Below are 23,220 nucleotides of genomic sequence, written 5' to 3'. Positions count from 1 at the left end.
ATCTAAAATTTCTACTCCCTAGTACAGCGGGCGCAAAAATAAACATACTATTTCAAATGGTGCAAAAGCCCGGAATACAATACTTTTGACTTTTGACTTCCGCCTTGCAGTACTACTCCCCAATTCCCTCAATTTAATCCCAGCCAGGACAGGAAATTTTCCCACAAAGAATATCTCAGATTACCTAGACTCAGCTTCATTTTGTTACGAATGTCTTGAATATTCCAGTTGGTTAATTTAGCCAGAGTTTGCGCTTCTTGTTCAAAACGCTTAGGCAAAGACCGCTTATATTCTCTACCCGCCTCACACTTGAGTTCCCCTTGGAACGGATGTTGCAAAACATAACGCCCTTGGAAAGATTCACTGTTGGCAGTTTGTTGGAACATCAGGTCTTCAGGGAATTTGTCGCGGGTGTAGCGGACATGCAACCGGGAGATGAAGACATTACTTGTAGGAGAGGGACGACGAAAGCTGGGGGATACTACATTACTTGGAGAATTATCATCTAGCCAAAATACGCCTGCTTGCTTCAGTTCCTCTGGGGTCAGGGGATCAGCAGAACAAGGATCGCAACTACCCATGTCCCAAGCGTATTCCAAAAAACCAACTTTCCTGTCTTCTTTGGTATAGGCAGTTTGAAACATGGATTTGTAGAATTCACCAAATTCATCTTTGACAAACAAGGGAATGTTTGCGTCGGAGGGAATTTTCACCGTCCGGTAGTTAGTGATTTCTGCCTGTCCTTGGGGCGAGAGGATGTAGACAATCAAATCCTGCTCTGTCGTCGCATTGATCATGCCCAAACGAATTGGCAGCATGAATTTAGGTGATTGGTAGGAAATTTGTAGCGGACGGAGGAACTGATAGCCAGATTTCTCGAATTTATCCAAGTTGACTTTGGCAACAAAGAATTTCATTGAAGAGCGGATGTAGGGCTGAAGTAACTGTTTTGCTCCTCTAGGGATTTTGTAGCCATTGCGTTTGAGCCAAGTTTCTAGTCCACCAGATTCTTTAGCACTGAGGATCACAATGTCGTATTCGCCGACGTTAAAACGTGCTTCGACTGTCACACCTAAACTGCGATCGCTCGTCTTTTCAGCTTCTTGATTGACTGCACGTCCTCTAGGTGCCGCAGCAGGTAGATTTACCGAATCAGTAACAGCACAAGGATCTGAGTCAAAATATTCTACCAATCGCGGCGCACTAAAAGCATCTAGGCGCTCAATAATTTTAGGTTCAGTCACGTGAACTTGTTCTTTTTGCAGCACCGTTGGTACAGGTATTACTATTGCAAAATCTTTGACCTCACCTTGGAAGTCGTTTGCCATCGTCAGGACAGTGCCATCGCCATCCCGCGCTATCACCACCTGAGAAGCTTTGTTATACAGTTTTGTATCAGCCTTGGCTACATAAAATCCACAAAATGCCCAAGCTGCGGGTGCAAAGCATAAAATAGCTACAATTGTCAATAATAATGGCGTCAAAAGTCGAAAAAACTTCATTTTATACCTCTACTTTTTAGTGCTGAGTTATTTAATTTTGGATTTTAGATTTTAGATTTTAGATTTTTTCTTTAATCCCTTCGGCTTGGTGCAGTCACTCATGGGGGAAACCCCCTGTTTCCGTACTGCTTCACCAAAATCCAAGTTGCGCTGTCAGCGCACCAAAGGTGCGACTCAAAATCTAAAATTGGTAGAGTTAGGAGTTAGGAGTTCTCCCTCATCTCCCTCTTGCCAAGCAAACCTTGGAGCTAACCAGAGAACATCTAGTAGAATGGTCAACGGCGCAAGGGCAAACAGCGCCCAGAAAACTGCGGTGGAAACAAAAAAATAATTCCGCAGAATAAAAGTTAATCCGGCGATGCACATTGCCCAAACTACACGCCCAATTCGGGAATTGGGGATCGATCGCGGATCTGTAATCATAAATAGGGCGAACAGCAGTAAAGACCCGCTCATTAATCGGTGCCAGTAAACATCCCAAGTCCAACCCAGCCATAGATTGCGAATCGCTTCCAGCAAGGAGTAGGCACCCAAAAAAGCTGCTGTGGTGTCCCAGCGACCAATGTGCTGCAAAATCATGCCGCCACTTCCGGCAAATAATAGTGCATACCACCACTCTTCACCCCATTGTCCCGGCGAAACCCAAGCATCGGGGGTCAGAATCAAGGCAGATATGATGCCAAAATTAGCGGGATTAAAGAAATGCTTATCGCCGACTTGGAAGATAAATTTGCTGGTGATCGCAATTGCTGCGGCTATTGCCATTGTCGTCCAGTGATCAGCCCGCAAAAGCAGGGACAGTCCTAAAGATGTAATTAAAGCACTCCGAAGATTCGTCATTTGTTCTTTGCCAGTAACTAATGACAATATCCATTGGGTTACAAGACTTGTGGCGATCGCTACTGCAATCAACTCTGGTCGCAGCGTCCAATCTCGTGTACCGATTCCCACGACTAGGAACAAGCCCAGAAATAGAATTTGATAATCTCGTATATCTTTGAGCAACATTACCCTTTCATTCAGGGATTCCCCGTAGATTTGTCACCAATCTAGACGAGTGTTAGCTCAAATAATGTTACTGTTACAGATTTTGTTACAAAATAGAGCAGTAAATCTAAAAACCCCTGAGGATATAGTCAGAGATAGAAATATATTGAGGGTATGGGAGTAGAACAAAAAGAGGCTTAATGTTAGCTTTGTTTTTGCCAGAATAAAAAGTGAGCAACAAATTCAACATGTATCTCGTGGCGATCGTCTTTACCTCAACGTTGCACTAAGTTTCGAGTTCTGAGGTGGAAGTGTCGAGTTTCAAGGTCAAAGCGAGTATATTTATACTTTAAGCAAACATGCTTCATTGCCAGAAGCCTCACCCTACAGCCCGTCGCAGACATCGCAGTTTCCTAAGCAACACCTACAAAAAGTTGTCAGCAGCAGATAAACGCAAATGCAACTAGCTCCCCTGTTCCCAATTTTATATCGCATTCTCCAGCCGAGTTTTTCCAACTGCCTTTGGACTGGAAATCCTGATTCTAAAGCGATCGCCCTGACTTTTGATGATGGGCCCCATCCTCAATACACACCTGAAGTCTTGGCAGTATTAGAGCGTTACAACATTATTGCCAGTTTTTTTTGGTTGGGTGTTTGCGTCAACCGTTCACCAGCCATTGCTAAAGCCGTGAGCGATCGCGGACACTGGATCGGATTGCATGGCTACGATCATCGCTCTTTTCCGATGCTTTCCCCAAATGACCTGAAGGACAGTTTAGAAAAAACCCAAGCTGCCATCTATAATGCCTGCAATCTGCAACCTGAACAAGTGCGCGATGTCCGTCCCCCCAACGGTTTATTTATACCTGCTACTTTAAAATTGTTATTTCAGTGGAATTACCGCCCAGTTATGTGGAGCGTTGTACCAGAAGACTGGGTGCAACCAGGTGTCACCACCGTGGTAGAGCGAATTATGCAGCAGGTCAAAAATGGTTCGCTGATAGTCTTGCATGATGGTGCTTGCGGTGGAGAAGATGTTGCTGCCACAATTCAAATTCTCATTCCGCAACTGCTACAACAAGGCTATGAGTTTGTGACTGTTGATACTCTGTGGCAGCAAGCTAAGGCTAACCATACGAAAGTAATAGTATCCTGATTTTTGATTTATGCTACTCAATACAATAGCTAATAAAATTTCGCGGCAAATGTTTATCTGCGATTACGACATTGTAATGGGTAGCGTTTACCCCGCCATGTCGTCCAACCATCTGCGATTTTAGTACGAGTGTTGTATTTGAGATACCAGTTATCTTGTTCTGCACCTAAATAACGAATACCTAAATCCTGTTTTTGTCTGCTGGAAAAACGTTTTCCTAGAGGAACCCACGCACTACCATTATCACTAAACCGCCCGACGAGACGGACACCAGAAGTAGTAGAGCAAACATCACCACTACAACTAGTTTGTGGGTCATCGACTACTTTCCACTGCATTTGGGCTGGTCTACCGTCAATATTACAATCCCAGAGACCAAAGAACCACTCACCAGCAATCTGACTGGCGTTAGCATGACTAGATGCCAACACCAAACCTGCGGGAACAATCGCCAAGCCCAAAAGCCATTTTGTGATATTTTTCATGATGCTTTACCAATACCTTAAGCTAATCTATACTTTCTATTCACTTATATGTATCAGTATTGCTGTTTATGCAGCTAATTAAAGATATCAGCCTTTGGTGGCTGATATCCCCGTTGCTTATGCTAGTTCCGAGAGTTGATGTGCGGCTAGAAAAGCTTCGACTTCAGCAGCAGTAGGTTGGGAAGCGATCGCACCTGGTTTAATCGTAGTCAGCGCTCCAACAGCACTGGCATAAGTGGCGATGCGTTTTGCTGTTTCTGCATCTCGCAAGCTGTGGATGCCGTGCTGACTCAATTGGTGGATGAATCCTGCCAAAAAGCTATCTCCTGCACCAGTTGTGTCAACTACGGGGATCGAAAACGAAGGTAATTTGCCTTCGTTCTCACCCAGACAGTAGGTGCAACCGTTTTCCCCATCTGTTACTAGTACTCCCTCAATTGAAGCCAGACGGTAAGTGATGGCTCCGGGATCTGTGGTTTCAAATAGCCATTCAGCTTCTTCTTTGGAGAGTTTGAGGAAATCGACTCGCTTAAATAATTCTGGAATTTTTTGATGAGCGATGTTTGGCTCGTCCCAAAATACAGGACGCCAGTTGACATCCAGCACAATCTTCAGGTCGTAATGTTCTGCTAACTCTAAGGCGCGGTAAATTGCCTGTTCACTTTCAGGATAGGCTAATTCCAAAGTACCCAAAACCAGAAAATCTGCCTCTTGAAACAGCGAATTTGGCAATTGTTTAGCTTGCAGGCGAGTATCGGCAAATTCTGCGGTATCATACTGACCAAATCCTGCGAAGGTGCGATCGCCAGCCAGATCCCGTGTAACATAAACTTGCCGTGTTGGTGCTGTGGGATGGCGTTGTACCCCAGTCGTCTCTACACCTACATCTTGTAATAGCTTGACCAGTGCATTCCCTACTTCATCTTCGCCAACCGCTCCGATAAAGCCGGCTGATGTCCCCAGCTTGACTAAAGCACAGGCTACATTAGCTGGTGCCCCTCCTGGGTAGGGAGTCCAAGATTTCACTTCTTCCAGCTTTAGCTCCAATTGATCGGCTAAACAATCAAACAAAATTTCACCAAGGCACAAAACACGGGGATTGCTCATCTCATTTTCAATTTTAGATTTCGATTTGGGATTAGGAATTTACAGTATAAAATCTACAATAATTTTTACTAATCTGTCGCCAGTCCTTCATAGAATTAAATAGCAATTTTAACTACTCCTATAACATGTATATGCTTCTAATACTCTCCAACTTTATCTCAGTAAATAAACTGGATTTTTTCAGTATAAAAGCCTTATTTTATACTATAAAAATTTATAGGTTATATTTCTGCCAACTTTAAATCCAAAGAAAATATTGACAATAGTATTACTGCTAACACTTGAAACCCCTACCAACAAAAGAATCCTCTAGAATTAGAAAGAGCGATTAAGTAGATATACCAAACGAGGATAGAAATAGTCATGGCTGGTGGCAAGTCTGAGACCCCCGTTAGTCTGTCAGACAGAGAACTGCAAATTATCGACTTAGTGGCCACTGGCTTAACTAACCAAGAGATTGCAGGAAAACTGGAGATTAGCAAGCGTACAGTTGATAACCATATCAGTAATATTCTCACTAAGACTGAGACAGAAAATCGAGTAGCTCTTGTCCGCTGGGCTTTACAGTGGGGCAAAGTCTGTTTGAATGATGTCAATTGCTGTCTTCTGCCTAACCAGATCGAATAAACAATTTACTAGTAGCAACGTAATTGCTCTGGTCTGGTATAGTCTACAAGCCAATTTTGAGGTTTACTGATTCTTCCTCTCCTCACGCCTAAGTTTTCAGTGTGAACACTCTACCAAAAGTTCCGAGTCCTTCACTCAGCCGGAGTTTATGTTAGTGGAGCCAGCTGACCCTCGGACTCGGAAACTATAACTTATATCAGAATTCCTTTCCAAATTCAGCACAACAAATGTAGAACTTACGCATCAGCAACGAAAAATTAAGGGTTTGGACAGGGCATTAGGGACTGGGGATTTTTAAGAAGCAGGGGGGCAGGGGGCAGGAGGCAGGGAGCAGAGGAGAATAATTAATAACCAGTGCCCAATCCCCAATGCCCAAACTCAATAATCATCCACAAAAATTTGCAACAATTCAGTGGTGCAAGCGTTACATTTGAAAGAAATCTATGTTGCTCCATCGGCTTGGAGAGCAGTGTTCCAATGAATACTTCTACTTATTTTCAGGGTGGCTCGTCTCCCTTTGAATTTTTTAACTTTGATTTTACGAGACTTGTATCTGAGAAAGTTCCGACCCCAGAATACCGACCCTTAGACTTTCCGCAACCTACACAAGATGCCGACTTACTCAGGCAGCTATCGTTTATTCCAGGGTTGAAAGAAATTTTGATGCTGCGGCAGGTTCACGCCTTAGAACACGCTACTGTTTGGGTTCTTAGCGAATCAAAAAGTGCTTATCCTGCCAAAGGAAAACCCACTAACGTTCAACTAGATAATGAACTATTAGGCGGTTTGTCTACTGAGCAGGGATTCTACCTCTATGGTGAGGTGAATATTAGTGATTTGCGGCGTGCAGTCACACTTGCTCGACATCGCCTCACAAGTGGAGAATGGGATTTGGCTGTACATCCCCGTTGCGGCACAAATTTATCAGTAACGATGCTTTTAACAGCTGGACTAGCTATAGGTGTGCATCTGTTGCTACCATTTCGGCCAATTGAGCAACTTATAGGTTTGGGGTTAGCAGCGACGACAGCCGCTGAACTCTCACCTGATTTAGGTTCTATGGCACAGCGTTACCTAACAACTGCCATTCCTTTTAATCTAGCAATTGAAAATATTACCCGTACACATGACGTTTGGGGAAAGCAGGAGCATTTTGTAAAGGTGAACTGGCGAGAATAAAAAGTAAAAAGTAAAGGAACTCATCATGCATTTTGAAACCAGTATCACCCTTAAGGAAGTGTTTCGTAACCAGCACCGACCAGGCTTTCCCGAACCGTTCCATAAAGTTGTGTTCAAGGTAGAATCTGATGGAATAGATTCCTTAGAGATTGGGCTATGGGTACATCCCTCTTATCTAGACAACGAGCTCATCAAGGTTGGACGTTCGTTTCTTGCTGGACACCTCGCGGATATGACAACGGTTGCGTCGGAAAGTGCATACACGCCATCTGAGGTTGATGCTCTCTGGCAAACGGTGAAGCCAGTCTAAGTGATTTTTGTTTCCTCATTCCTGGTGCATTAAATGTAGGTTGGGAAGAGCGAAGCAAAACTTAACAATCACAGGAATGTTAGGTTTCATATTTCAACCCAATCTACAAAATTTATTGCACTAATTTAGAGTAGACAAGCTACTACAAATTTAAGATTTACTTTATAAATCAGTTCTTAGAGAATTGTGTAATGAGAAAGCTTTACTTTTTACTCCCCGGTACAGATGGCAAATTTGCTTGTGGTGGTCTTTGGGCTGAGTTAAAAGCACTTAATCTAGTTCAGCAGTTCTGTAGTGCTGATGTTGTAACTTACCGTCAACGGGAAAAAGGTAAGCTTTTTATTGATGATTTGCTAAAAGAGAAAAATTTAAGTGATGTAATTTTTGTCATCAGTTGGGGATTTGATGTAGCTCAACTCGTGGCTAAACTTAAGCAATACAATGTCGTTTACCATGCCCATAGTGCAGGTTATCCATTTAGGCTAAGAGCGAGTATTCCGATTATCACTGTTAGCCGCTATACAATGGGATATTGGGGAGAAAAATCACCCAATTCTCTAATTTATTATTTGCCCAATCAAATTTCTGATGAGTTTCAAAATTTAGGTCTGGAACGAGATATTGATGTTTTAGTTCAGGCTCGGAAATCTTCTGAGTATTTAATTAAAGAATTAATTCCAGCCTTGCAAAAACGTTGTAAAGTATTGGTTGTTGATTCCTATGTAGAGGATTTACCTGGACTATTCAACCGAGCTAAGGTTTACCTCTATGATTCGGCTGAGTACTGGGCACAACAGGGTGTTAGTGAAGGATTTGGTCTGCAACCAATGGAAGCTATTGCCTGTGGTTGTCAAGTATTTTCTAGTGTCAATGGTGGACTGGCAGATTATTTAGATCCGGGATTTAATTGCTATAAAATTGCTGGATATTCCCAAGAATATGATGTCCAACGGATTATGAAGGTACTTAATTCTTCAGTAGCAGTTAGCTTGTCAGAAGAGTTTTTGGTTGAGCATCGGACTGAAAATATTGTTAAGCGTTTTCAAGTTATTCTGGATGAGTTAAATGATTTTTTTGACCACAAAATTCAGCAGCCGTCTAATATTAAGAGTTTGACGAGAACACGTGTAGTAAAGTTATTTGCACAGAGGATATACGGTAAGCTGAGGAAGAAATATTTTAAGATTTAATTAATTTTACATTGCGTAACATAGTTTGATTTATTCTTGCTTACTTAAACGAACCGCTCCAGACGCTGAGAATACAGAGAGAAGAGAGGAAATTGAATGAGTCGGCGGTTATTAGTTACTGGGGGTGCGGGGTTTATTGGGGCGAATTTTGTGCATCACTGGTGTCAGGTTTATCCAGATGATCGAGTGGTGGTGTTGGATGCTCTTACCTATGCGGGGAATCGTCTGAATTTGGCGCTGGTTGAGGGAAGAGAGAATTTTCGGTTTGTGCAGGGGGATATTTGCGATCGCACCATTGTAAATGAGTTAATATCAACAGAAAATATTGATACCATCGCCCATTTTGCTGCTGAATCTCATGTTGATCGTTCGATTCTTGGGCCAGCTGCTTTTGTGCAAACTAATGTGGTGGGAACTTTCACCTTACTAGAAGCTTTTCGCCAACATTGGGAGGCAAAAGCACAACCATCTGATTATCGTTTTCTACACGTTTCTACTGATGAAGTCTACGGTAGTTTGAGCACAGATGATGCAGCTTTTTGTGAAACTACACCCTACGCTCCCAATAGTCCCTATTCAGCCTCGAAAGCTGGTAGTGATCATTTAGTCCGTGCTTATTATCATACTTATAAACTTCCAAGCATTATTACAAATTGCTCTAATAATTATGGCCCTTATCAGTTCCCCGAAAAGCTAATTCCCCTGATGTGTATCAACACTTTGATAGGGAAACCATTACCTGTTTATGGCGATGGTAAAAATGTGCGGGATTGGCTTTATGTGGGCGATCATTGTCGTGCTTTGGATATGGTAATTAATCATGGTCAACCAGGGGAAACATACAATGTTGGTGGTAACAATGAGGTGGAAAATATTAACCTCGTGCAACTTTTGTGTCAGATGATGGATGAATTAGCGCCTGATTTACCAGTACGTCCGGCAAAGCAGTTGATTACTTTTGTCAAGGATAGACAGGGACATGATCGAAGATATGCAATTAATGCAAACAAAATTAAAACTCAGCTTGGTTGGACGCCTTCAGTAACGATTGCTGAGGGTTTACGTTTAACTGTTGAATGGTATCTCAATCATCGTGATTGGTGGGAACCTCTGCTGTCTGCGGAATATCAAGTCTACTATCGCAAAAATTATCTGTAGAATAACTTAAAAGGGGACTAACTCTAACGAGTAACGGTCTAAAATTTTTAAGAGGAACTAATTTGTCATGCCCATGTTGCTGTCTCCCCTGCCGACGAAAGTTAGTGGTAGTCTTCGATATCGATTATTATGAGATAGTTTCCCTCTTCATCACCATCCACTGTCACAATTATGCAACCCATAAGCAAGCTTGACGCTGTTTTGGATTGCTACCGTTGATGTTTCCTTGTGGAAAATTAGTTTCGTCGGCTCCAATGGGTTTTTTCCCAATCTTCCTGGGTTATTTCCTCTAAACAAGCTGGGTGCAACTGTTTTAGCCCTTTGAATATTACCAAATTTTGGTTCCCCTGACTTACTATCTCTGCTTTTACCCCTCTGAGCTCTTACATTTCAGTTGTGATAAAAAATAACACAAATATTCTATTCCTAAAACTGGCAGTAGTGACAGGCTAGTTAAAACTACAAATACAAGTGGCGACCACTTCAGACAGTAAACAATATTTTGAAAGTAGTAATAACAAAAGAAGGAATGGACTAGCCAAAGAGGAAATGAATATTTACCTAGATATGAAAATACTTGAGACAGATTCAATATGGTTATTGCCCGAACAGAAGCATATATAAAAAAAGGTATGATCAAAAATTCATAATTATCTTTAACAAAAGGATGTATTATAAAACACAATAATATAATTAAGACAGTAATAAATGAGTTATATTTATCAATTTTTTCAATGAGTCTACCTGCAAAAAAATTTGTTTTTGCACATAACATACCCAATGCAAATAATATTTGCCAAAAAGATAAGTTTAAAGAAAGATAATGATCAATATACCCATCTATTTGTAAATGTAAACAAAAAACCAAGAAGCTTATAGATAATATCAAGATAGGATTTTTTTCTATAAGCCTGAGATAGATGGGAGATATAATAAGTATTGCTATAAACAAACGAACAAACCACCACTCTGCATTATATCTTGAGCTAAAACCTAAAAAACCTTTTAATAAGATATGTGGCTCTGCAATGTATCGGATTTCTTGTGAATTCCATAATGTGACATTTTTAAAGAACAGTATCCCTATTGGTACAAAAATCAGAAAATATAGCCAATAAGTCAGATAGAAGTCCTTGATTTTCCTCAAGGCATAAGTTATTGGTGATGTCTTAGCTCGAAGATAACCCAAAAACATCCCATACCCAGATAAAAATAAGAACATCGCAACACATATACTACCAAAATCGCCTAGTGCAACTTCTGCATCGAAGAATGGGATAATTTGAAAGTAATTATTGCCATTAATCAGACGATTTTTGAAGCTGAATAAATGATGAGTAAACATCAAACAAATTGCTACACCTTTGGCAATATTTGTCTTTTCTTGTGTAAATTTCATGAAACTTTTCCTTAATTTGCCTAAATAAATACTTACTGTAACTATTTAGGGGATGGTAAAACAGGCACATGATCGAAGATATGCAATTAATGCGAACAAGATTAAAACTCAGCTTGGTTGGACACCTTCAGTAACGATTGCTGAGGGTTTACGTTTAACTGTTGAATGGTATCTCAATCATCGTGATTGGTGGGAAACTCTGTTATCTGCGGAATATCAAGTCTATTATCGCAAAAATTATCTGTAGAATAATCCAAAATTGGGCTAACTCTAACGAGTAACGTTCTCAAATTTTTATGGGGAAGTAATTTATCATAATGTAAGTGACCAAGAATTATGTCTGGATGTCTATTTTAATTTTGAGCAAATTCTTCAATCGCTTTTTGATAAAAAGCTTTTTTACTACTGATTGATTAACAGGCATTATGGATGGAGTTTGTGCGATCGCAGAACTTTTTGGTCTACTAAAAATGTTGAATTAAAATTTTTATGCCAAAATTTTAATTCAACATTTGAGACAGTGCTGCTTGTTTTTTTCAAAGCTAGTGCCTTACACAGTCGTATTCGATATTGGGCATGATGACCTCTTAACTACTGGGGATAACGTAACCTGCAATATTTTCAAACACATACCCATTCTTACCACCACCTAGCTCACTAAAATCAGTAGTGTAGAAGTGGTCTTGACTTGCGGAACTGTAATATCGATATACAGGAAGAGTATTTGTAATAGGTCTAGGATAAACATAACCTGCAATACCTTCAAACACATACCCATTCTTACCACCACCCAGCTCACTAAAATTAGTAGTGTAAAAGTGGTCTGTAGCTGCGGAGCTGTAATATCGATATAGAGGAACAGTTCCAGCGTATTGTATTTTAGAAATATAGGCGGTAATTCCTTCTAAAATATATCCGCTATTACCATTTCCTAGTTCAGCAAAATTAACCGTATAAAAATGGTCAACAATTGATGGATTATAGTAACGGTAGAGTGGGTATGCCGTAACTGCTACACCATTGATTCTTTGAGTAATAAAAGGAACCTGAGCAAGTAGTATATTTTCTGAGCTACTTTTGCCTTTGCTAATAGTTAACTGATTGCTGTTCTGGAGTTTAGAAGAATTTGATGTCGCTAAAGCTAGATGGTTACTGGTTAAGTAGTTAACTGTACTAATACTTGCAATGCCAACAGCTAAACCACCAAAAGTTTTTAAGACTTTACTCCAAGAGCAATTACTAAACATTGAGTTTCTCCTTAGCTTGATATTAAACGGATGTATTTTATCATGCTAATTTTAGTAAAACAAGAGAGCAAGAGCAAAAGACTGTAATGCTTATCAAATCAAGTTTTTTGGGAAGCCACTAGATGAACTTGATACTTTGCTTCAAGGTTTGTCCAGAACTCTGGAGAAGTACCCAAGGCTTGGGAGAGTTCGATAGCTGTTTCAGGTGTAATTTGCTTGCTTCCCTGAATAATTTCATTGATGGTTTGAACTGGATGCCCCATAATTTCTGCTAAATCTTTCTGTGTCCAGCCACGGGCCTTTATTTCTCGACTTAAAATTTTTCCTGGTGTTGGTATTCTTGCTAGTACTAGCTTCTGGCTCATATTGCTGTCTCCTCCACTGACACTTTTTGCAACCCCCTTCGTGTCGTCATACTTATTTGATCTGCTACCTATATAATTCCTTGTACACTGAGAAAAACGCGCAAGGATGCCAACAATGCGCCAGAATCGTTGTTTTCTGAATATTTCTGAAAAATCTCGGTCAAATAATCGTCGATTTCTTCCGGGTGCTTACGGAAGTACTCTTCTTCAAATTCATCGAGTGTTCTAAATTTTCTCACGGCTTAGGTACTCTCTTTTCAAAAAATTATCAGGCTCTCACAGTTTCTGTAGATAATGACTATCCTTAAATAATAAGGAAATCAGATCAGCGTAAACTGCCAGCAGGTGTCAGATGCTGCAACCAGAACAGATATTACAAGATCGTTATCAAATCCAACGCCAACTCGGCAACAATGGAATTCGTCAAACTTGGCAAGCATTGGATTTACAAGCCTCTAATGGCGAAAATTCGACCGTTGTGGTCAAACTTTTGGCCTTTGGCGGTACTGTACAGTGGGATGACCTGAAACTTTTTGAGAGGGAAGCACAAATTCTTAAACAGCTAAATCATCCCCGCATCCCTCGATATATAGATTATTTTTGTATCGACGATCGCACACTCTGGTTTGGCTTAATCCAAGAATATATTCCTGGTGAGTCGCTTAAGGAAAAACTTGCTGTTGGCAAAAGGTTTACTGAAAAGCGAGCTAGGAAAATTGCTGTTGAGGTTTTAAATATTCTCACGTATCTACATGAATTGAATCCAGGGGTGTTACATAGAGATATTAAACCGAGTAATTTAATCTGGGGCGAAGATAATCGGATTTATTTAGTTGATTTTGGTGCAGTTCAGGATAAAGCGGCAAGAGAGGGCGTTACTTTTACCGTTGTAGGTACTTATGGTTATGCCCCAATGGAACAATTTGGTGGTCAAGCGGTTGCGGCTTCAGACCTTTATGCACTGGGAGCGACTTTAATTCATTTGTTAACTGGGACTTCTCCTTCTGATTTACCTCAGCAGAATTTGCGACTGCAATTTACAGACCGAGTTAATCTCAGTCCTAGTTTTGTCAGTTGGCTACAAAAGTTGATAGAACCCGCTCCCGAACAAAGATTTACTAGTGCCAGCCAAGCGCTAAATGCTCTCAAATCTGGTCTGGCTGTAAAATCTGTAAACAGGAATCAGCTTTTACCGCTAAAAGAAATAATTAACAATTCTGGATGCGGGATAAATAATCAGGATGAAACAGTTCCAGAGGAAATTCTCGGTTGGAATTGGGGCGCATTTCTGATGCCTTGGTTGTGGATGTGGCCGAATCAAGTGTGGTATGGTCTATTCTGTTTTGTACCCCACGGTTGGTGGTTAATGGCGATCGCTCTTGGTGCTAAAGGCAATGAATGGGCTTGGAAAAGTAGGCCGTGGCGCAGTATTGAACAATTCAAAGCCCATCAAAGAGGCTGGGCGATCGCTGGTATTTTAATTGGAGCGCCGATTAGTATTATGTTGTGGCTTCGAGCGATCGCTTTGCTCAAAGCTGCACTTTAAGGAGTTAGGAATTAGGAGTTAGGAGTGAAGAATTATCTCCCTTGTCCCCCTGCTCCTCTATTCCCCCTTACCCGCTCACTTGGGATTCAACTACACCCACGGGACAAGAAACATTTGTCCCTCCTAAACCACAATACCCATTGGGATTTTTAGCTAGGTATTGCTGATGGTAGGCTTCTGCGTAATAGAATTCAGGAGCATCCAAGATTTCTGTAGTAATCTTGCCATAACCTGCACCGTTGAGAGCTTGCTGATAAGCTTCCCGCGATGCTTCTGCTTGCTGCTTCTGACTTTCGGAATATACATAAATTCCCGAACGATACTGAGTGCCAGCATCATTACCTTGGCGCATCCCTTGGGTAGGATTGTGGCTTTCCCAAAACACTTTTAGCAGTTCGGAATAACTAATCACTTTGGGATCAAACACAACTAACACCACTTCATTATGACCAGTTCGCCCACTACATACCTCTTCATAGGTGGGGTTGGGTGTTAACCCAGCGGCATAACCCACTGTGGTGGTGTAAACTCCTTTAAGTTGCCAGAATTTGCGTTCTGCACCCCAAAAACAGCCCAAGCCAAAAACTGCCTTCTCTAATCCTTCGGGATAAGGAGGTTTCAGGGGATTCTTGTTCACATAATGAGCAGCGGGTACTGACATAGACTGTGCCCTTCCTGACAAAGCTTCCTCAGCCGTGGGCATATTTTGCTTTTTGCCAAATCCGAATAGTGCCATTGATTTTGACTCTGATATATATCTTTACCTTATTTACTATTCTAAAGATTCTCGCGATCGCTTGGGGTTTTCTAGAGAATCCTCACTGGATTGTGTTGACCCTTACAGATGCGTCTGGGTGTTTGTTTCACTAGTTAATGCTATATCAAGGGAAACTTGGCGTCAGAAGATACTCATGGATAAAATACCCAAAATTGATCGTCAAAGGGAGCATCAAGCGAACGAACGGACTTTTCTAGCTTGGCTACGCACTTCTATTGCATTGATTGGCTTTGGTTTTGCGATTGCGCGATTTGGTATATTTCTGCGCCAGCTTAATATTGCTCTTACTCAACAAGAACCTCCGGTAAATCCATTATCCAACTCAGAAAATTTGGGTCTGGCTTTGGTAATTTTTGGAATTTTGATTATTGCGTTAGCCGCGTGGCGATACAATCAAGTTTTCTGGCAAATTGAACTAGGGGATTATAAACCAAATAGGTTAATGGTTTGGATAATGACTGGAGTAGTAATTATTTTGGGCTTTCTCAGTATTCCTTTGCTCTTAAGGCGTGATCAAGTCCCTTCTCATTCTCCTGTTCCAACTCAACCACAGTCCCGAAAGTTGCAAAGATCAACCCCAAACCTCAATGTTAAAAAGGGGACAATTACTACTTTATACAAACAAATATTCTACAAGATCCCCGACTTCTTAAAGTCGGGGATCTGAGCCTTACTTAGCATTAGTATCAGAAATAACCGTTACACAGGCATTCACTAAAGGTAACAGTGGCCCTAATTGTTCTTGTCCATTTACAGCTAAATCACTGTGACACAAATAAACTCTCTCGGATACACGAGACAGTAAATCTGCTAAAATCCTTCGCAGTCGTTGTTCTTCTGCCAATTTCTCATCTTCTGCTGTCCAAGGTTCGCCTAACCTATCTCGGAGAAAAAACGGCGCACCGAACAAAGTCGCCGCCCCACCTTTTGCCCACAGGGGTGAACCAGCATCTAGCCAAAAATGCCAGCGGTGCGATCGCCTACTAGACCGGTATTGAAATATAGTTGCTAATGTGACAGCCTTTCTCGCTCCACCAATGGGGCGCACAGGGTAAGGGTTGGCGGTAATAGTACCACGTCGTAATAGTTGAATGAATTCAATAATAGTTATGTGAGGCGTTGTCTCAACTGGGGCAATTTGTCGTAATCTGGTATCAATTTCCCAGTAGTGTTGGGCAGTTTCTAATAATTCCCGCAGTGCTGCTAGTTGTTCGTAGGGGAGATTGCTACCATTCCACAAGAAGCGCTGAATTGCTCTGTCTAAAAGGGAAATGGGGCTGGGAATTAAACGCAGTTCTTGTTGCGATCGCTGCTCTTCTAACCACTGTAATATCTCACTATAGGCTGTAGTAGCTGCATAGCCGATTCTATCCCAGCGCTCGAAGGCTGATACTGGTAGCAAGTTGGGGCGATCGGGATGGGGTACAAAGCAATAATCTGCAAGCAAACCAGCACGTACAGGGTCAATATCGGTAGAGACACGATTCATCGCGTCTGTAGAGTTTTCTGGTGCTTGTTGTTTCCTACTCAGAACAACTAGCATTTCTGCCACAGCATCGCGATCTACGAGGCGTCCCAAGCCGGGATAAACTAGTGCCAGCATGGTGAGTAATGCGCGAATGACGGGTGAACTAACTAAGGGACGTTGGTCATTCAGCGATTCTACCTGGATGTTTTGCTTGACGAGGATTTCTACTAGAGTATAACGAGCGATCGCATCTAAACCTGGTGCAATAATCGCCACTTGTTCTGGTTGCACTTGCCGTGATTGGATGGCATTAGCAATAACTTCTGCTGTTTGCCGCAATAATTGGGCGCGGGAGGTGGTTTGAATTGAATGCACAATCTCAGGTAAGCTCAACAGTACCATCGGCTCTGTGACTAATTCCACCATTTGTTTAGTGAGTTGCTCACCAAGCGACTCAGGAGGCGGCCCAGTTAAAATTTCTACCCGACAACGCTCTGCTAGCCCTTCTAGGTAGTTGGGATCTGCTCCCAATCCCAATCGCACTGCACCATCGGGATTGTAGCTAAACGCCCCGACTGCACCTTGATCTAACAGCAACTCAAACAAAAGACGCGCTACGCTAGGATAATCATCTACATCATCCGCCAGTACCGCCTGATAGCGTTTAGCTAAGTGCTGCTGGTAATTGCGATCGCTTAACAAATGTTGACTATAAAGTTCAGTAATAATTCCATAAGTCAGTAACCCCCTTTCTAAACACCAGTTATGCCAATCTAGGAGCAAAGAGGCTAGAAATTCCGGTTCTAAATTTGTAGTATTTTCCTCCAGACCCCTTGTCAAAATCTGGGCAATATCTTCGCAATGTGTACCACTGTAAGCTGCTAATTGCAATAAGTCTAAGATGCGACGCACCAGGCGAGACTCATTCACTCCCGCAAGCCGTAAAATTTCTTCGTCTAATTGGGGACGCCAGAGTTTGGTTGCCAACTCTTGCTCCGTTTCTGGTCGCAATCTTACCGGAAACTGTGCCTTCAGATTCAACGAGTTAATTAGCAACGGCCAAAATAAAATAACTTCATCCTGAAAAAACCCCAGTGGCGTCTTGGCACGAACCGGATATTTTCCTAATGTAGATGTAACAATTATATCTCCCAATTCTCGACGATTATCATCATTGGCAGCTAAGACTAAAACTCCTGGCTCTGTTTGTTTAAGATCTAAAAATTCGGGTATGCGTTCGCCTTTTTTACGTCCTGGTTTTTTAGTATAAAATGATTCAGTATGCTGCTTCTCAGGTTGTACCCAACTACAAAATTGCTCTACCAAGCGAGCTGTCTTACCACTGCGGCTATTGCCAACAATCCAAACCGAATGAGAAACCACAAACTTTCTCCTTGTAGATTTGCTAGTATACCTCGTGCGTTAACTTAAGGTTAATAATCACCAAATAATGCTGGATGATTGTCTGCAATGAAAAACTCAGTTTTTAGCCAAAAAATCTATTCTTTCTTACTTGCTGCTTATCGACGGTACTTACAGACTCCTGAACGTTCTTTACATGAGGCTTACGATGCAGCATTAAAGATTCAGGAAATAGAAAATAAGCATTTCAATGGTAATAAAATAGACAGTGACTCAGCCATGTACAGTAACAGCGTCATGGATTATTTTGAGTCAGACCTAAAAAAGCTATTAAAAATTGCCAGGATGCGGCTGACAGAGTTTAAAGCAAGCCGTTGGTTTCTAAATGAAGAGAATCAAAAAGCTGCTCAGAAAGCAGGTATAGAGCATCCCAGTCCTTCTTTGGTTTTGGAAAAGCTAAACTTCATCGATCAAGTTATATCCAAATACACAACAAGTTCTGCTCAGATAACTTCCAAAGCTCTAGTAGTCAAACCTTCAAATCTACCAGTTAACTCTGTGATATCTGACAACAAGTCGCTGCTTGTCAATACTCCAACATTACCACCCAAAATACAAGCTCAAGACTGGGATAAAAGACCAAAACCAAAGGGTAAAACTGATACAACGGGCGTTTTGCCCCGCTCTATTTTAAGTACTATCACTCGTCTGCAAGTTGAATTAGACCCTAATTCTGAACAAGAGGTAATTCAAAATTTTCGTCAGGGTCAAAGAAGAACAATAATATCTATCAGGTTTATTTTACTATTAATTATCGTACCACTTTTGACACATCAGATAGCAAAAACTTTCGTAGTAGGGCCAATTATTGAGCGGTCAAGAGACACTGAGCAAATGCAAATATTCCTCAATTCAGAAATGGAAGAGGAAGCCCTGGAAGAATTACAAAGATTTGAAGAAAAGGTCAAGTTTGAAAATCTCATTAGAAATGCCCCTCCACTGTTACCTGAGCAGATAGAAATAGAACTAAAAAAGAGGGCTGTTGAGCTTTCTGAAGAATTTCGTCACGAAAGCTCTAATGCGATCAAAAATGTTTTTGCAGATATTTTTTCAGTTGCTGCTTTTATCTGGCTTTTACTCGTCAGCAAGTCTTCTATTGCTGTGATCAAAGATTTCTTTGATCATATTGTCTATGGACTTAGTGATAGTGCTAAGGCATTTATCATCATTTTGTTTACCGATATATTTGTAGGTTTCCACTCTCCTCATGGCTGGGAAGTACTCCTAGAAGGTGTATCACGTCATTGGGGATTACCAGCAAATCGAGATTTTATCTTCTTATTTATTGCCACATTTCCAGTGATTTTAGATACCATTTTCAAATATTGGATCTTCCGATATTTGAACCGGATATCTCCTTCTGCGGTTGCTACCTACCGTAATATGAATGAATAAGGTATTTGGTCTTGGCATTAGTAAGTCAGTGGGTGGGAGGTGCTCTCCGTTATCGCAACTGGTGTCAAGGCTATATCTACTGAGTACGAACTTTCACAACCCATCAACACTAATGACATAAACCATTATTTGCTGGAGTATGGGAAGGCAAAAATTTTTAATTTTGATGAAAAATACACTTGCTGGGTTAGGAAAATTTAACAAAATTATTGTTATCAGCTTACCTGTGGTTTTTTCGATTTTGCTGGTGTGGATGCAATCTTTGGTGCATCGAGAACTCAGTCCGCCAGAATGTCGCCTGAAAAAGTGGGATATACCAGTTTCCTTGACTGCTAAAAATCAAGATGCATTTACACAAAAGCAAAAAGCATCATTGATCAAGAAGTTACCAATTACTTGTTGTCAAGCTGATAGCTCTTGTTTGGATGAAGTACTTTATGAACAAATAGCAGACAAAAAGGCACTGATGAGTGCGATCGCTCACAGTCTCCAATACCTGCAAACAGCTAACGCTGTGGCTGCTTATCAAAACTATCAGGTGGCTGACATTAAACGTGATGCCGCTTTCGGCGGCTTGCCCCTGCGGACTCGCGTATTCAAAAGCTTGAAAAGATTCCGCGAACTTCTATTAAAAACTAATTCTGCAACAGAATTACATCAAGCCATCGAGCGGGAATTTGTTCTTTACCAGTCAGTCGGTAAAGACACCAAAGGTTCCGTTTTATTTACCGCCTATTATGAACCGCTTTACGCAGCCAGTCGCGTCCCTACAGCAGAATATCGTTATCCTGTTTATCGATTACCTCCTGATTTAAACTCCTGGTCTAAACCTCATCCTACACGCCTGGAGTTAGAAGGAGTAGATGGTTTACAAGCTGCAAAAGGGAAATTGCGAGGATTAGAGTTATTTTGGTTTCGCGATCGCCTCGAACCATATCTAGCTCAAATTGAAGGTTCAGCAAGACTTCAGCTTCCCGAAGGAATTCAAACAACAATCGGCTATGCTGGTAATAACGCTTATAACTACAAAAGCATTGGGCGAGAATTAGCAAATGATGGCAAATTACCGCTACAAGGTATGACTATGCCAATTATTCTCGACTATTTCCAAAAGCATCCCCAAGAATTAAATATTTATATTCCGCGCGATCGCAGTTTTGTTTTTTTTCAAGAAAATCACGGTGAGCCAGCCCAAGGTTCTATCAACGTCCCACTAACAGCAGAGCGTTCTATCGCTACAGATAAATCCCTCATGCCTCCTGGTGCTTTAGCGTTGATTCACACTTCTATTCCCTTTGTTAATCCTACTGGAAAAATGGAGGAGCGCATCGTTAGTCGGTATGTTCTTGACCAAGATACCGGAGGTGCAATTAAAGGCGCAGGTAGGGTAGATTATTTTTTAGGTACTGGGAAATTAGCAGGCGATCGCGCAGGTATTACAGCCAGCAATGGGCAATTATTTTATCTATTACTCAAGTAGGAGCGCATACCTGTGCGCCCCTACGAATTGTCAGTATTTCACGCAATTGAAAACTGCTACAAGTATGCCAGCCGACTCAATATAACTGCTTTAAAATGGAGCTAATCTACTAGTACAGCGGGCGCGTAAATAAACAACCCCTGACGCTCGAGGACTCGCTCTAAGCGCAGCCATGCCGCAGGCTTTACGCTGCGCTAACGGGTTCGGCAGTTCCTCATCGGGGGAACCCCCTACAGCCCTTCTCTACGAAACGCTCCGCGAACGGGCATCCTACGGCAGGCGCTAGCCTCTCCCTTTGGGAGAAGACCGGACTGCCTCACCATTCAAAATGGCGCAAGAGCAAGGAATATAATTCTTTTGAATGAGTGAATGAGTGACTTTTAACTTCCGCCTTGCGGTACTAAGCCTCTAAATCCATTTCAGTATCGTCATCGTCATGATCATAAGGGATATCGTCAAGGTCGATCATTTCTGAAATTTCTTCTACTTCATTTAGATACTCAGATTCTTGATGTTCACGCTCTATTAGACGACCAGTTGACTTTAACCATTCCAAGAGAATAAACTCATTACTTGTACGAATTACAGGCGCTCGTTGGTTACGAGGTTCTTCACGCAAAGGACTTATAGGCATAAAAAAAACTCACTTTGAATTACGGGTAACTGACAAAAACAGGAAAGTTCTACACTAAGCTTAAAAGTCTTGTATAACAAGTCTTTTGTCAACAGATAAATGAACCATTGAATTTTTTATTCTCTTGTCCGTCTAGTTACTTACCATTAAAATGTCTTCGCGTCAGTCCTAATAATAAATCTTCACACGGACGCGATTTCACAAGGCACTTGGTAGCTTGGCGAGAGTTTCATACATATCAGAGGGTAATGCAGATAATCTGTTCGCTACAGCGACTGCATCAGCTAAGTTGCTAAATTGACACCGGACTATATCTTGTCCATTTCCTGAAGGGAATCGCTTCCTCGCTTTGTTAGATACAGCACAAATAATCGCTAAAGCTTTGGCGAACCCATCCTTTGTCAAAATTGTTTCTTGAGCAAACCCTTCAACAGGGATAAGGCAAACCTCAAACCGATAGCCAGGTCTGGGAGAAACAGCTATGTCGATATAGGGTTTATCTTCTTTCCTGATTCGGCGTAAATATTGGGCTGTCGAATTAGTATCATGCAGATCAGTTCCAAGGGCGTAAGTAAAGAAACAATCTTCTGTGAGGGATTCAGGACGGGTAATTATATCCGTTGGCATAAATTCAAGTATTATCCGTATGTTGTCTGGGTGTGTGACAAACTTTACTGTCCATTCTTCTTAGCACATTTCTTGACAGTAAGATGTATAAGTTTCACGCGAGGTATTGCAATACAGTTCGGCTCACTAAAAATTTCAAGTTTTGGAATGCTGAAGACTCTCATCTCTAAAGGTCTTCGCTGTATTAACTTTGACACTATAACCCATCCCTTGGATATCTCTCAACGCCTGAATAGCAGTTAATTCTTCGGCGTCAGTTTCCATTTCTACAACGGCAAATCCCCTATTTTCACCACTTTTCTAGTTGGTAGACACCAAAACTCTTTTAACATAATCTCTACTTTGAGAAGACTTATTCTAGGTGATCATCTTCAACCTGATTGGGTCTTATTAGGTAGATTAGCAATATAAACTGACATCAAACACCTCCAGAATCAAAGGATGTAGAGATTTAGATTCGGAGAGGCAGTCTATATAGTCAGTTACATGACCGAAAATATTTCTCAATCACCTAATCATAACATAGTTGACGGTTAAACTTTTCTCAACTATTTTAGTTGCTATTAATACAAAGTACTATGGGTAAATACTTAAATTGTCAACACCTGCGATCGCTTCACTTCGGACAATATTGGAACGCCTAAAAGCGATCGCAATCACAAACTCTCTGATATTTATTTATACCCATTTATTACCTTATATTTTCTAAAAATTAAGAGCATCTTTACGAGTTATTGACATAAATAATCGCCTAAATAAATTCCCAGGATTGTAAATATAATCCTGGGGCATCATCTTCATATCCTGTCTAAGATATTTATAAATTTAAAGCAGACAAGGGCGGTTAAAACCAAAAACGGTATTCACGCAATTATGGATTCAAGGCATCATTCACGTAAGTATTGACAACACCTTTAGACAAAGTTTTAATCGCAGCTGGAAGAGGAGTATAGCCACGAGCTGTAGCTATATTGTCCACGCCGATAGTTCCTAAAGCCCAGCCAATAAATCCTTTAATCCCATTTGCTACCTTAATATCTGCGTATTTATCATCAAATAGCATGTAATACCAATTCAATGTGAAGCTGCATAGAATAGAGCTTCCAGGATAAAGTTATAAGAAGAGACAGAAATTACCTGCTCAAATGTAAGTTGGTC

At 41.2% G+C, this 23,220-nt stretch carries 23 protein-coding genes and 2 pseudogenes; 11 read left to right on the top strand and 14 right to left on the bottom strand.

The window, feature by feature from the left end; all coding sequences use genetic code 11:
- Positions 1-128: 128 nt before the first annotated feature.
- On the bottom strand, positions 129-1,502 hold the full coding sequence (locus V7K48_RS07840) for a DUF2330 domain-containing protein (RefSeq protein ID WP_335071196.1): 1,374 nt from the start codon (positions 1,500-1,502) through the stop codon (positions 129-131).
- A gap of 174 nt (positions 1,503-1,676) precedes the next feature.
- On the bottom strand, positions 1,677-2,510 hold the full coding sequence (locus tag V7K48_RS07835; protein ID WP_335071194.1) for an RnfABCDGE type electron transport complex subunit D: 834 nt from the start codon (positions 2,508-2,510) through the stop codon (positions 1,677-1,679).
- 436 nt (positions 2,511-2,946) lie between these two features.
- Between V7K48_RS07835 and V7K48_RS07830 the strand changes: the two genes are divergently transcribed.
- Complete coding sequence (locus tag V7K48_RS07830; protein ID WP_335071192.1) at positions 2,947-3,645, top strand: polysaccharide deacetylase family protein; 699 nt, start codon at positions 2,947-2,949, stop codon at positions 3,643-3,645.
- 53 nt (positions 3,646-3,698) lie between these two features.
- On the opposite strand, the gene V7K48_RS07825 is transcribed toward V7K48_RS07830, so the two are convergent.
- Positions 3,699-4,130, bottom strand: coding sequence for a DUF6006 family protein (locus V7K48_RS07825; RefSeq protein WP_335071190.1), 432 nt, complete (start codon positions 4,128-4,130; stop codon positions 3,699-3,701).
- A 117-nt stretch (positions 4,131-4,247) separates the two neighbouring features.
- Complete coding sequence (locus V7K48_RS07820; RefSeq protein ID WP_335071188.1) at positions 4,248-5,237, bottom strand: carbohydrate kinase family protein; 990 nt, start codon at positions 5,235-5,237, stop codon at positions 4,248-4,250.
- 363 nt (positions 5,238-5,600) lie between these two features.
- Here V7K48_RS07820 and V7K48_RS07815 point away from each other — a divergent pair, with 363 nt between their 5' ends.
- The 5 genes from V7K48_RS07815 to rfbB all read left to right on the top strand — a co-directional run bounded on the left by V7K48_RS07815 (position 5,601) and on the right by rfbB (position 9,701).
- A complete protein-coding gene (locus tag V7K48_RS07815) occupies positions 5,601-5,864 on the top strand; it encodes a helix-turn-helix domain-containing protein (protein WP_292764399.1) in 264 nt (87 codons plus the stop codon).
- A gap of 477 nt (positions 5,865-6,341) precedes the next feature.
- Positions 6,342-7,043, top strand: a complete 702-nt coding sequence (locus tag V7K48_RS07810; protein ID WP_335071186.1) for a DUF6391 domain-containing protein — start codon at positions 6,342-6,344, stop codon at positions 7,041-7,043.
- A 25-nt stretch (positions 7,044-7,068) separates the two neighbouring features.
- On the top strand, positions 7,069-7,353 hold the full coding sequence (locus tag V7K48_RS07805; RefSeq protein ID WP_335071184.1) for a hypothetical protein: 285 nt from the start codon (positions 7,069-7,071) through the stop codon (positions 7,351-7,353).
- 191 nt (positions 7,354-7,544) lie between these two features.
- The gene (locus V7K48_RS07800) at positions 7,545-8,543 is read left to right on the top strand and encodes a glycosyltransferase (protein WP_335071182.1); all 999 of its coding nucleotides are present in this window, start codon (positions 7,545-7,547) and stop codon (positions 8,541-8,543) included.
- A gap of 96 nt (positions 8,544-8,639) precedes the next feature.
- Complete coding sequence (gene rfbB / locus V7K48_RS07795; protein WP_335071180.1) at positions 8,640-9,701, top strand: dTDP-glucose 4,6-dehydratase; 1,062 nt, start codon at positions 8,640-8,642, stop codon at positions 9,699-9,701.
- A 367-nt stretch (positions 9,702-10,068) separates the two neighbouring features.
- Here the strand turns inward: rfbB and V7K48_RS07790 are convergent, their stop codons facing one another.
- Positions 10,069-11,100, bottom strand: a complete 1,032-nt coding sequence (locus V7K48_RS07790; protein WP_335071178.1) for an acyltransferase family protein — start codon at positions 11,098-11,100, stop codon at positions 10,069-10,071.
- A gap of 58 nt (positions 11,101-11,158) precedes the next feature.
- Here V7K48_RS07790 and V7K48_RS07785 point away from each other — a divergent pair.
- Positions 11,159-11,347 (top strand): annotated as a pseudogene (locus V7K48_RS07785) (dTDP-glucose 4,6-dehydratase); the annotation flags it as partial.
- 340 nt (positions 11,348-11,687) lie between these two features.
- On the opposite strand, the gene V7K48_RS07780 reads toward V7K48_RS07785, so the two are convergent.
- The 3 genes from V7K48_RS07780 to V7K48_RS07770 form a co-directional block, all read right to left on the bottom strand.
- A complete protein-coding gene (locus tag V7K48_RS07780; RefSeq protein ID WP_335071176.1) occupies positions 11,688-12,347 on the bottom strand; it encodes a hypothetical protein in 660 nt (219 codons plus the stop codon).
- Positions 12,348-12,445: 98 nt separating this feature from the next.
- A complete protein-coding gene (locus V7K48_RS07775) occupies positions 12,446-12,712 on the bottom strand; it encodes a HigA family addiction module antitoxin (RefSeq protein WP_335071174.1) in 267 nt (88 codons plus the stop codon).
- A gap of 68 nt (positions 12,713-12,780) precedes the next feature.
- Positions 12,781-12,951: a hypothetical protein gene (locus V7K48_RS07770; RefSeq protein WP_335071172.1), complete on the bottom strand. Its 171-nt coding sequence runs from the start codon at positions 12,949-12,951 to the stop codon at positions 12,781-12,783.
- A 113-nt stretch (positions 12,952-13,064) separates the two neighbouring features.
- Between V7K48_RS07770 and V7K48_RS07765 the strand changes: the two genes are divergently transcribed.
- Positions 13,065-14,258 (top strand): serine/threonine protein kinase, encoded by a 1,194-nt coding sequence (locus tag V7K48_RS07765; RefSeq protein ID WP_335071170.1) that lies wholly within the window; start codon positions 13,065-13,067, stop codon positions 14,256-14,258.
- Between the two features lie 67 nt (positions 14,259-14,325).
- On the opposite strand, the gene msrA is transcribed toward V7K48_RS07765, so the two are convergent.
- On the bottom strand, positions 14,326-14,994 hold the full coding sequence (gene msrA / locus V7K48_RS07760) for a peptide-methionine (S)-S-oxide reductase MsrA (protein ID WP_335071168.1): 669 nt from the start codon (positions 14,992-14,994) through the stop codon (positions 14,326-14,328).
- A 175-nt stretch (positions 14,995-15,169) separates the two neighbouring features.
- Here msrA and V7K48_RS07755 point away from each other — a divergent pair.
- A pseudogene (locus tag V7K48_RS07755) lies at positions 15,170-15,604 on the top strand (YidH family protein); the annotation flags it as partial.
- A 102-nt stretch (positions 15,605-15,706) separates the two neighbouring features.
- Here the strand turns inward: V7K48_RS07755 and V7K48_RS07750 are convergent.
- Complete coding sequence (locus V7K48_RS07750) at positions 15,707-17,887, bottom strand: recombinase family protein (protein ID WP_335071166.1); 2,181 nt, start codon at positions 17,885-17,887, stop codon at positions 15,707-15,709.
- A gap of 78 nt (positions 17,888-17,965) precedes the next feature.
- Here V7K48_RS07750 and V7K48_RS07745 point away from each other — a divergent pair, with 78 nt between their 5' ends.
- Complete coding sequence (locus V7K48_RS07745; protein ID WP_335071164.1) at positions 17,966-19,321, top strand: proton extrusion protein PcxA; 1,356 nt, start codon at positions 17,966-17,968, stop codon at positions 19,319-19,321.
- Between the two features lie 166 nt (positions 19,322-19,487).
- Entirely contained in the window at positions 19,488-20,801 is a 1,314-nt protein-coding gene (gene mltA / locus V7K48_RS07740) for a murein transglycosylase A (protein WP_335071162.1), read from the top strand.
- A gap of 400 nt (positions 20,802-21,201) precedes the next feature.
- Here the strand turns inward: mltA and V7K48_RS07735 are convergent, their stop codons facing one another.
- The 4 genes from V7K48_RS07735 to V7K48_RS07720 all read right to left on the bottom strand — a co-directional run bounded on the left by V7K48_RS07735 (position 21,202) and on the right by V7K48_RS07720 (position 23,125).
- Complete coding sequence (locus V7K48_RS07735) at positions 21,202-21,435, bottom strand: DUF3134 domain-containing protein (RefSeq protein WP_292831394.1); 234 nt, start codon at positions 21,433-21,435, stop codon at positions 21,202-21,204.
- A 198-nt stretch (positions 21,436-21,633) separates the two neighbouring features.
- The gene (locus tag V7K48_RS07730) at positions 21,634-22,062 is read right to left on the bottom strand and encodes a hypothetical protein (RefSeq protein ID WP_335071160.1); all 429 of its coding nucleotides are present in this window, start codon (positions 22,060-22,062) and stop codon (positions 21,634-21,636) included.
- Between the two features lie 135 nt (positions 22,063-22,197).
- Positions 22,198-22,326: a hypothetical protein gene (locus V7K48_RS07725; protein WP_335071158.1), complete on the bottom strand. Its 129-nt coding sequence runs from the start codon at positions 22,324-22,326 to the stop codon at positions 22,198-22,200.
- 607 nt (positions 22,327-22,933) lie between these two features.
- On the bottom strand, positions 22,934-23,125 hold the full coding sequence (locus V7K48_RS07720) for a hypothetical protein (RefSeq protein ID WP_335071156.1): 192 nt from the start codon (positions 23,123-23,125) through the stop codon (positions 22,934-22,936).
- Positions 23,126-23,220 lie beyond the last annotated feature (95 nt).

The organism is Nostoc sp. (assembly GCF_036919615.1).
GTDB lineage: Bacteria > Cyanobacteriota > Cyanobacteriia > Cyanobacteriales > Nostocaceae > Nostoc.
Note: the sequence above shows the minus strand (reverse complement) of the source record. Positions and strands in the feature narration are given on the sequence as shown.

Coding starts and splice junctions, on each gene's coding strand:
- V7K48_RS07820 (WP_335071188.1), bottom strand. CDS start 5,237: ATGAGCAATCCCCGTGTTTTGTGCCTTGGTGAAATTTTGTTTGATTGT.
- V7K48_RS07725 (WP_335071158.1), bottom strand. CDS start 22,326: ATGGAAACTGACGCCGAAGAATTAACTGCTATTCAGGCGTTGAGAGAT.
- V7K48_RS07730 (WP_335071160.1), bottom strand. CDS start 22,062: ATGCCAACGGATATAATTACCCGTCCTGAATCCCTCACAGAAGATTGT.
- V7K48_RS07720 (WP_335071156.1), bottom strand. CDS start 23,125: ATGCTATTTGATGATAAATACGCAGATATTAAGGTAGCAAATGGGATT.
- V7K48_RS07825 (WP_335071190.1), bottom strand. CDS start 4,130: ATGAAAAATATCACAAAATGGCTTTTGGGCTTGGCGATTGTTCCCGCA.
- V7K48_RS07775 (WP_335071174.1), bottom strand. CDS start 12,712: ATGAGCCAGAAGCTAGTACTAGCAAGAATACCAACACCAGGAAAAATT.
- V7K48_RS07815 (WP_292764399.1), top strand. CDS start 5,601: ATGGCTGGTGGCAAGTCTGAGACCCCCGTTAGTCTGTCAGACAGAGAA.
- mltA (WP_335071162.1), top strand. CDS start 19,488: ATGAAAAATACACTTGCTGGGTTAGGAAAATTTAACAAAATTATTGTT.
- V7K48_RS07810 (WP_335071186.1), top strand. CDS start 6,342: ATGAATACTTCTACTTATTTTCAGGGTGGCTCGTCTCCCTTTGAATTT.
- V7K48_RS07805 (WP_335071184.1), top strand. CDS start 7,069: ATGCATTTTGAAACCAGTATCACCCTTAAGGAAGTGTTTCGTAACCAG.
- V7K48_RS07765 (WP_335071170.1), top strand. CDS start 13,065: ATGCTGCAACCAGAACAGATATTACAAGATCGTTATCAAATCCAACGC.
- V7K48_RS07790 (WP_335071178.1), bottom strand. CDS start 11,100: ATGAAATTTACACAAGAAAAGACAAATATTGCCAAAGGTGTAGCAATT.
- V7K48_RS07840 (WP_335071196.1), bottom strand. CDS start 1,502: ATGAAGTTTTTTCGACTTTTGACGCCATTATTATTGACAATTGTAGCT.
- rfbB (WP_335071180.1), top strand. CDS start 8,640: ATGAGTCGGCGGTTATTAGTTACTGGGGGTGCGGGGTTTATTGGGGCG.
- V7K48_RS07780 (WP_335071176.1), bottom strand. CDS start 12,347: ATGTTTAGTAATTGCTCTTGGAGTAAAGTCTTAAAAACTTTTGGTGGT.
- V7K48_RS07800 (WP_335071182.1), top strand. CDS start 7,545: ATGAGAAAGCTTTACTTTTTACTCCCCGGTACAGATGGCAAATTTGCT.
- V7K48_RS07830 (WP_335071192.1), top strand. CDS start 2,947: ATGCAACTAGCTCCCCTGTTCCCAATTTTATATCGCATTCTCCAGCCG.
- msrA (WP_335071168.1), bottom strand. CDS start 14,994: ATGGCACTATTCGGATTTGGCAAAAAGCAAAATATGCCCACGGCTGAG.
- V7K48_RS07835 (WP_335071194.1), bottom strand. CDS start 2,510: ATGTTGCTCAAAGATATACGAGATTATCAAATTCTATTTCTGGGCTTG.
- V7K48_RS07735 (WP_292831394.1), bottom strand. CDS start 21,435: ATGCCTATAAGTCCTTTGCGTGAAGAACCTCGTAACCAACGAGCGCCT.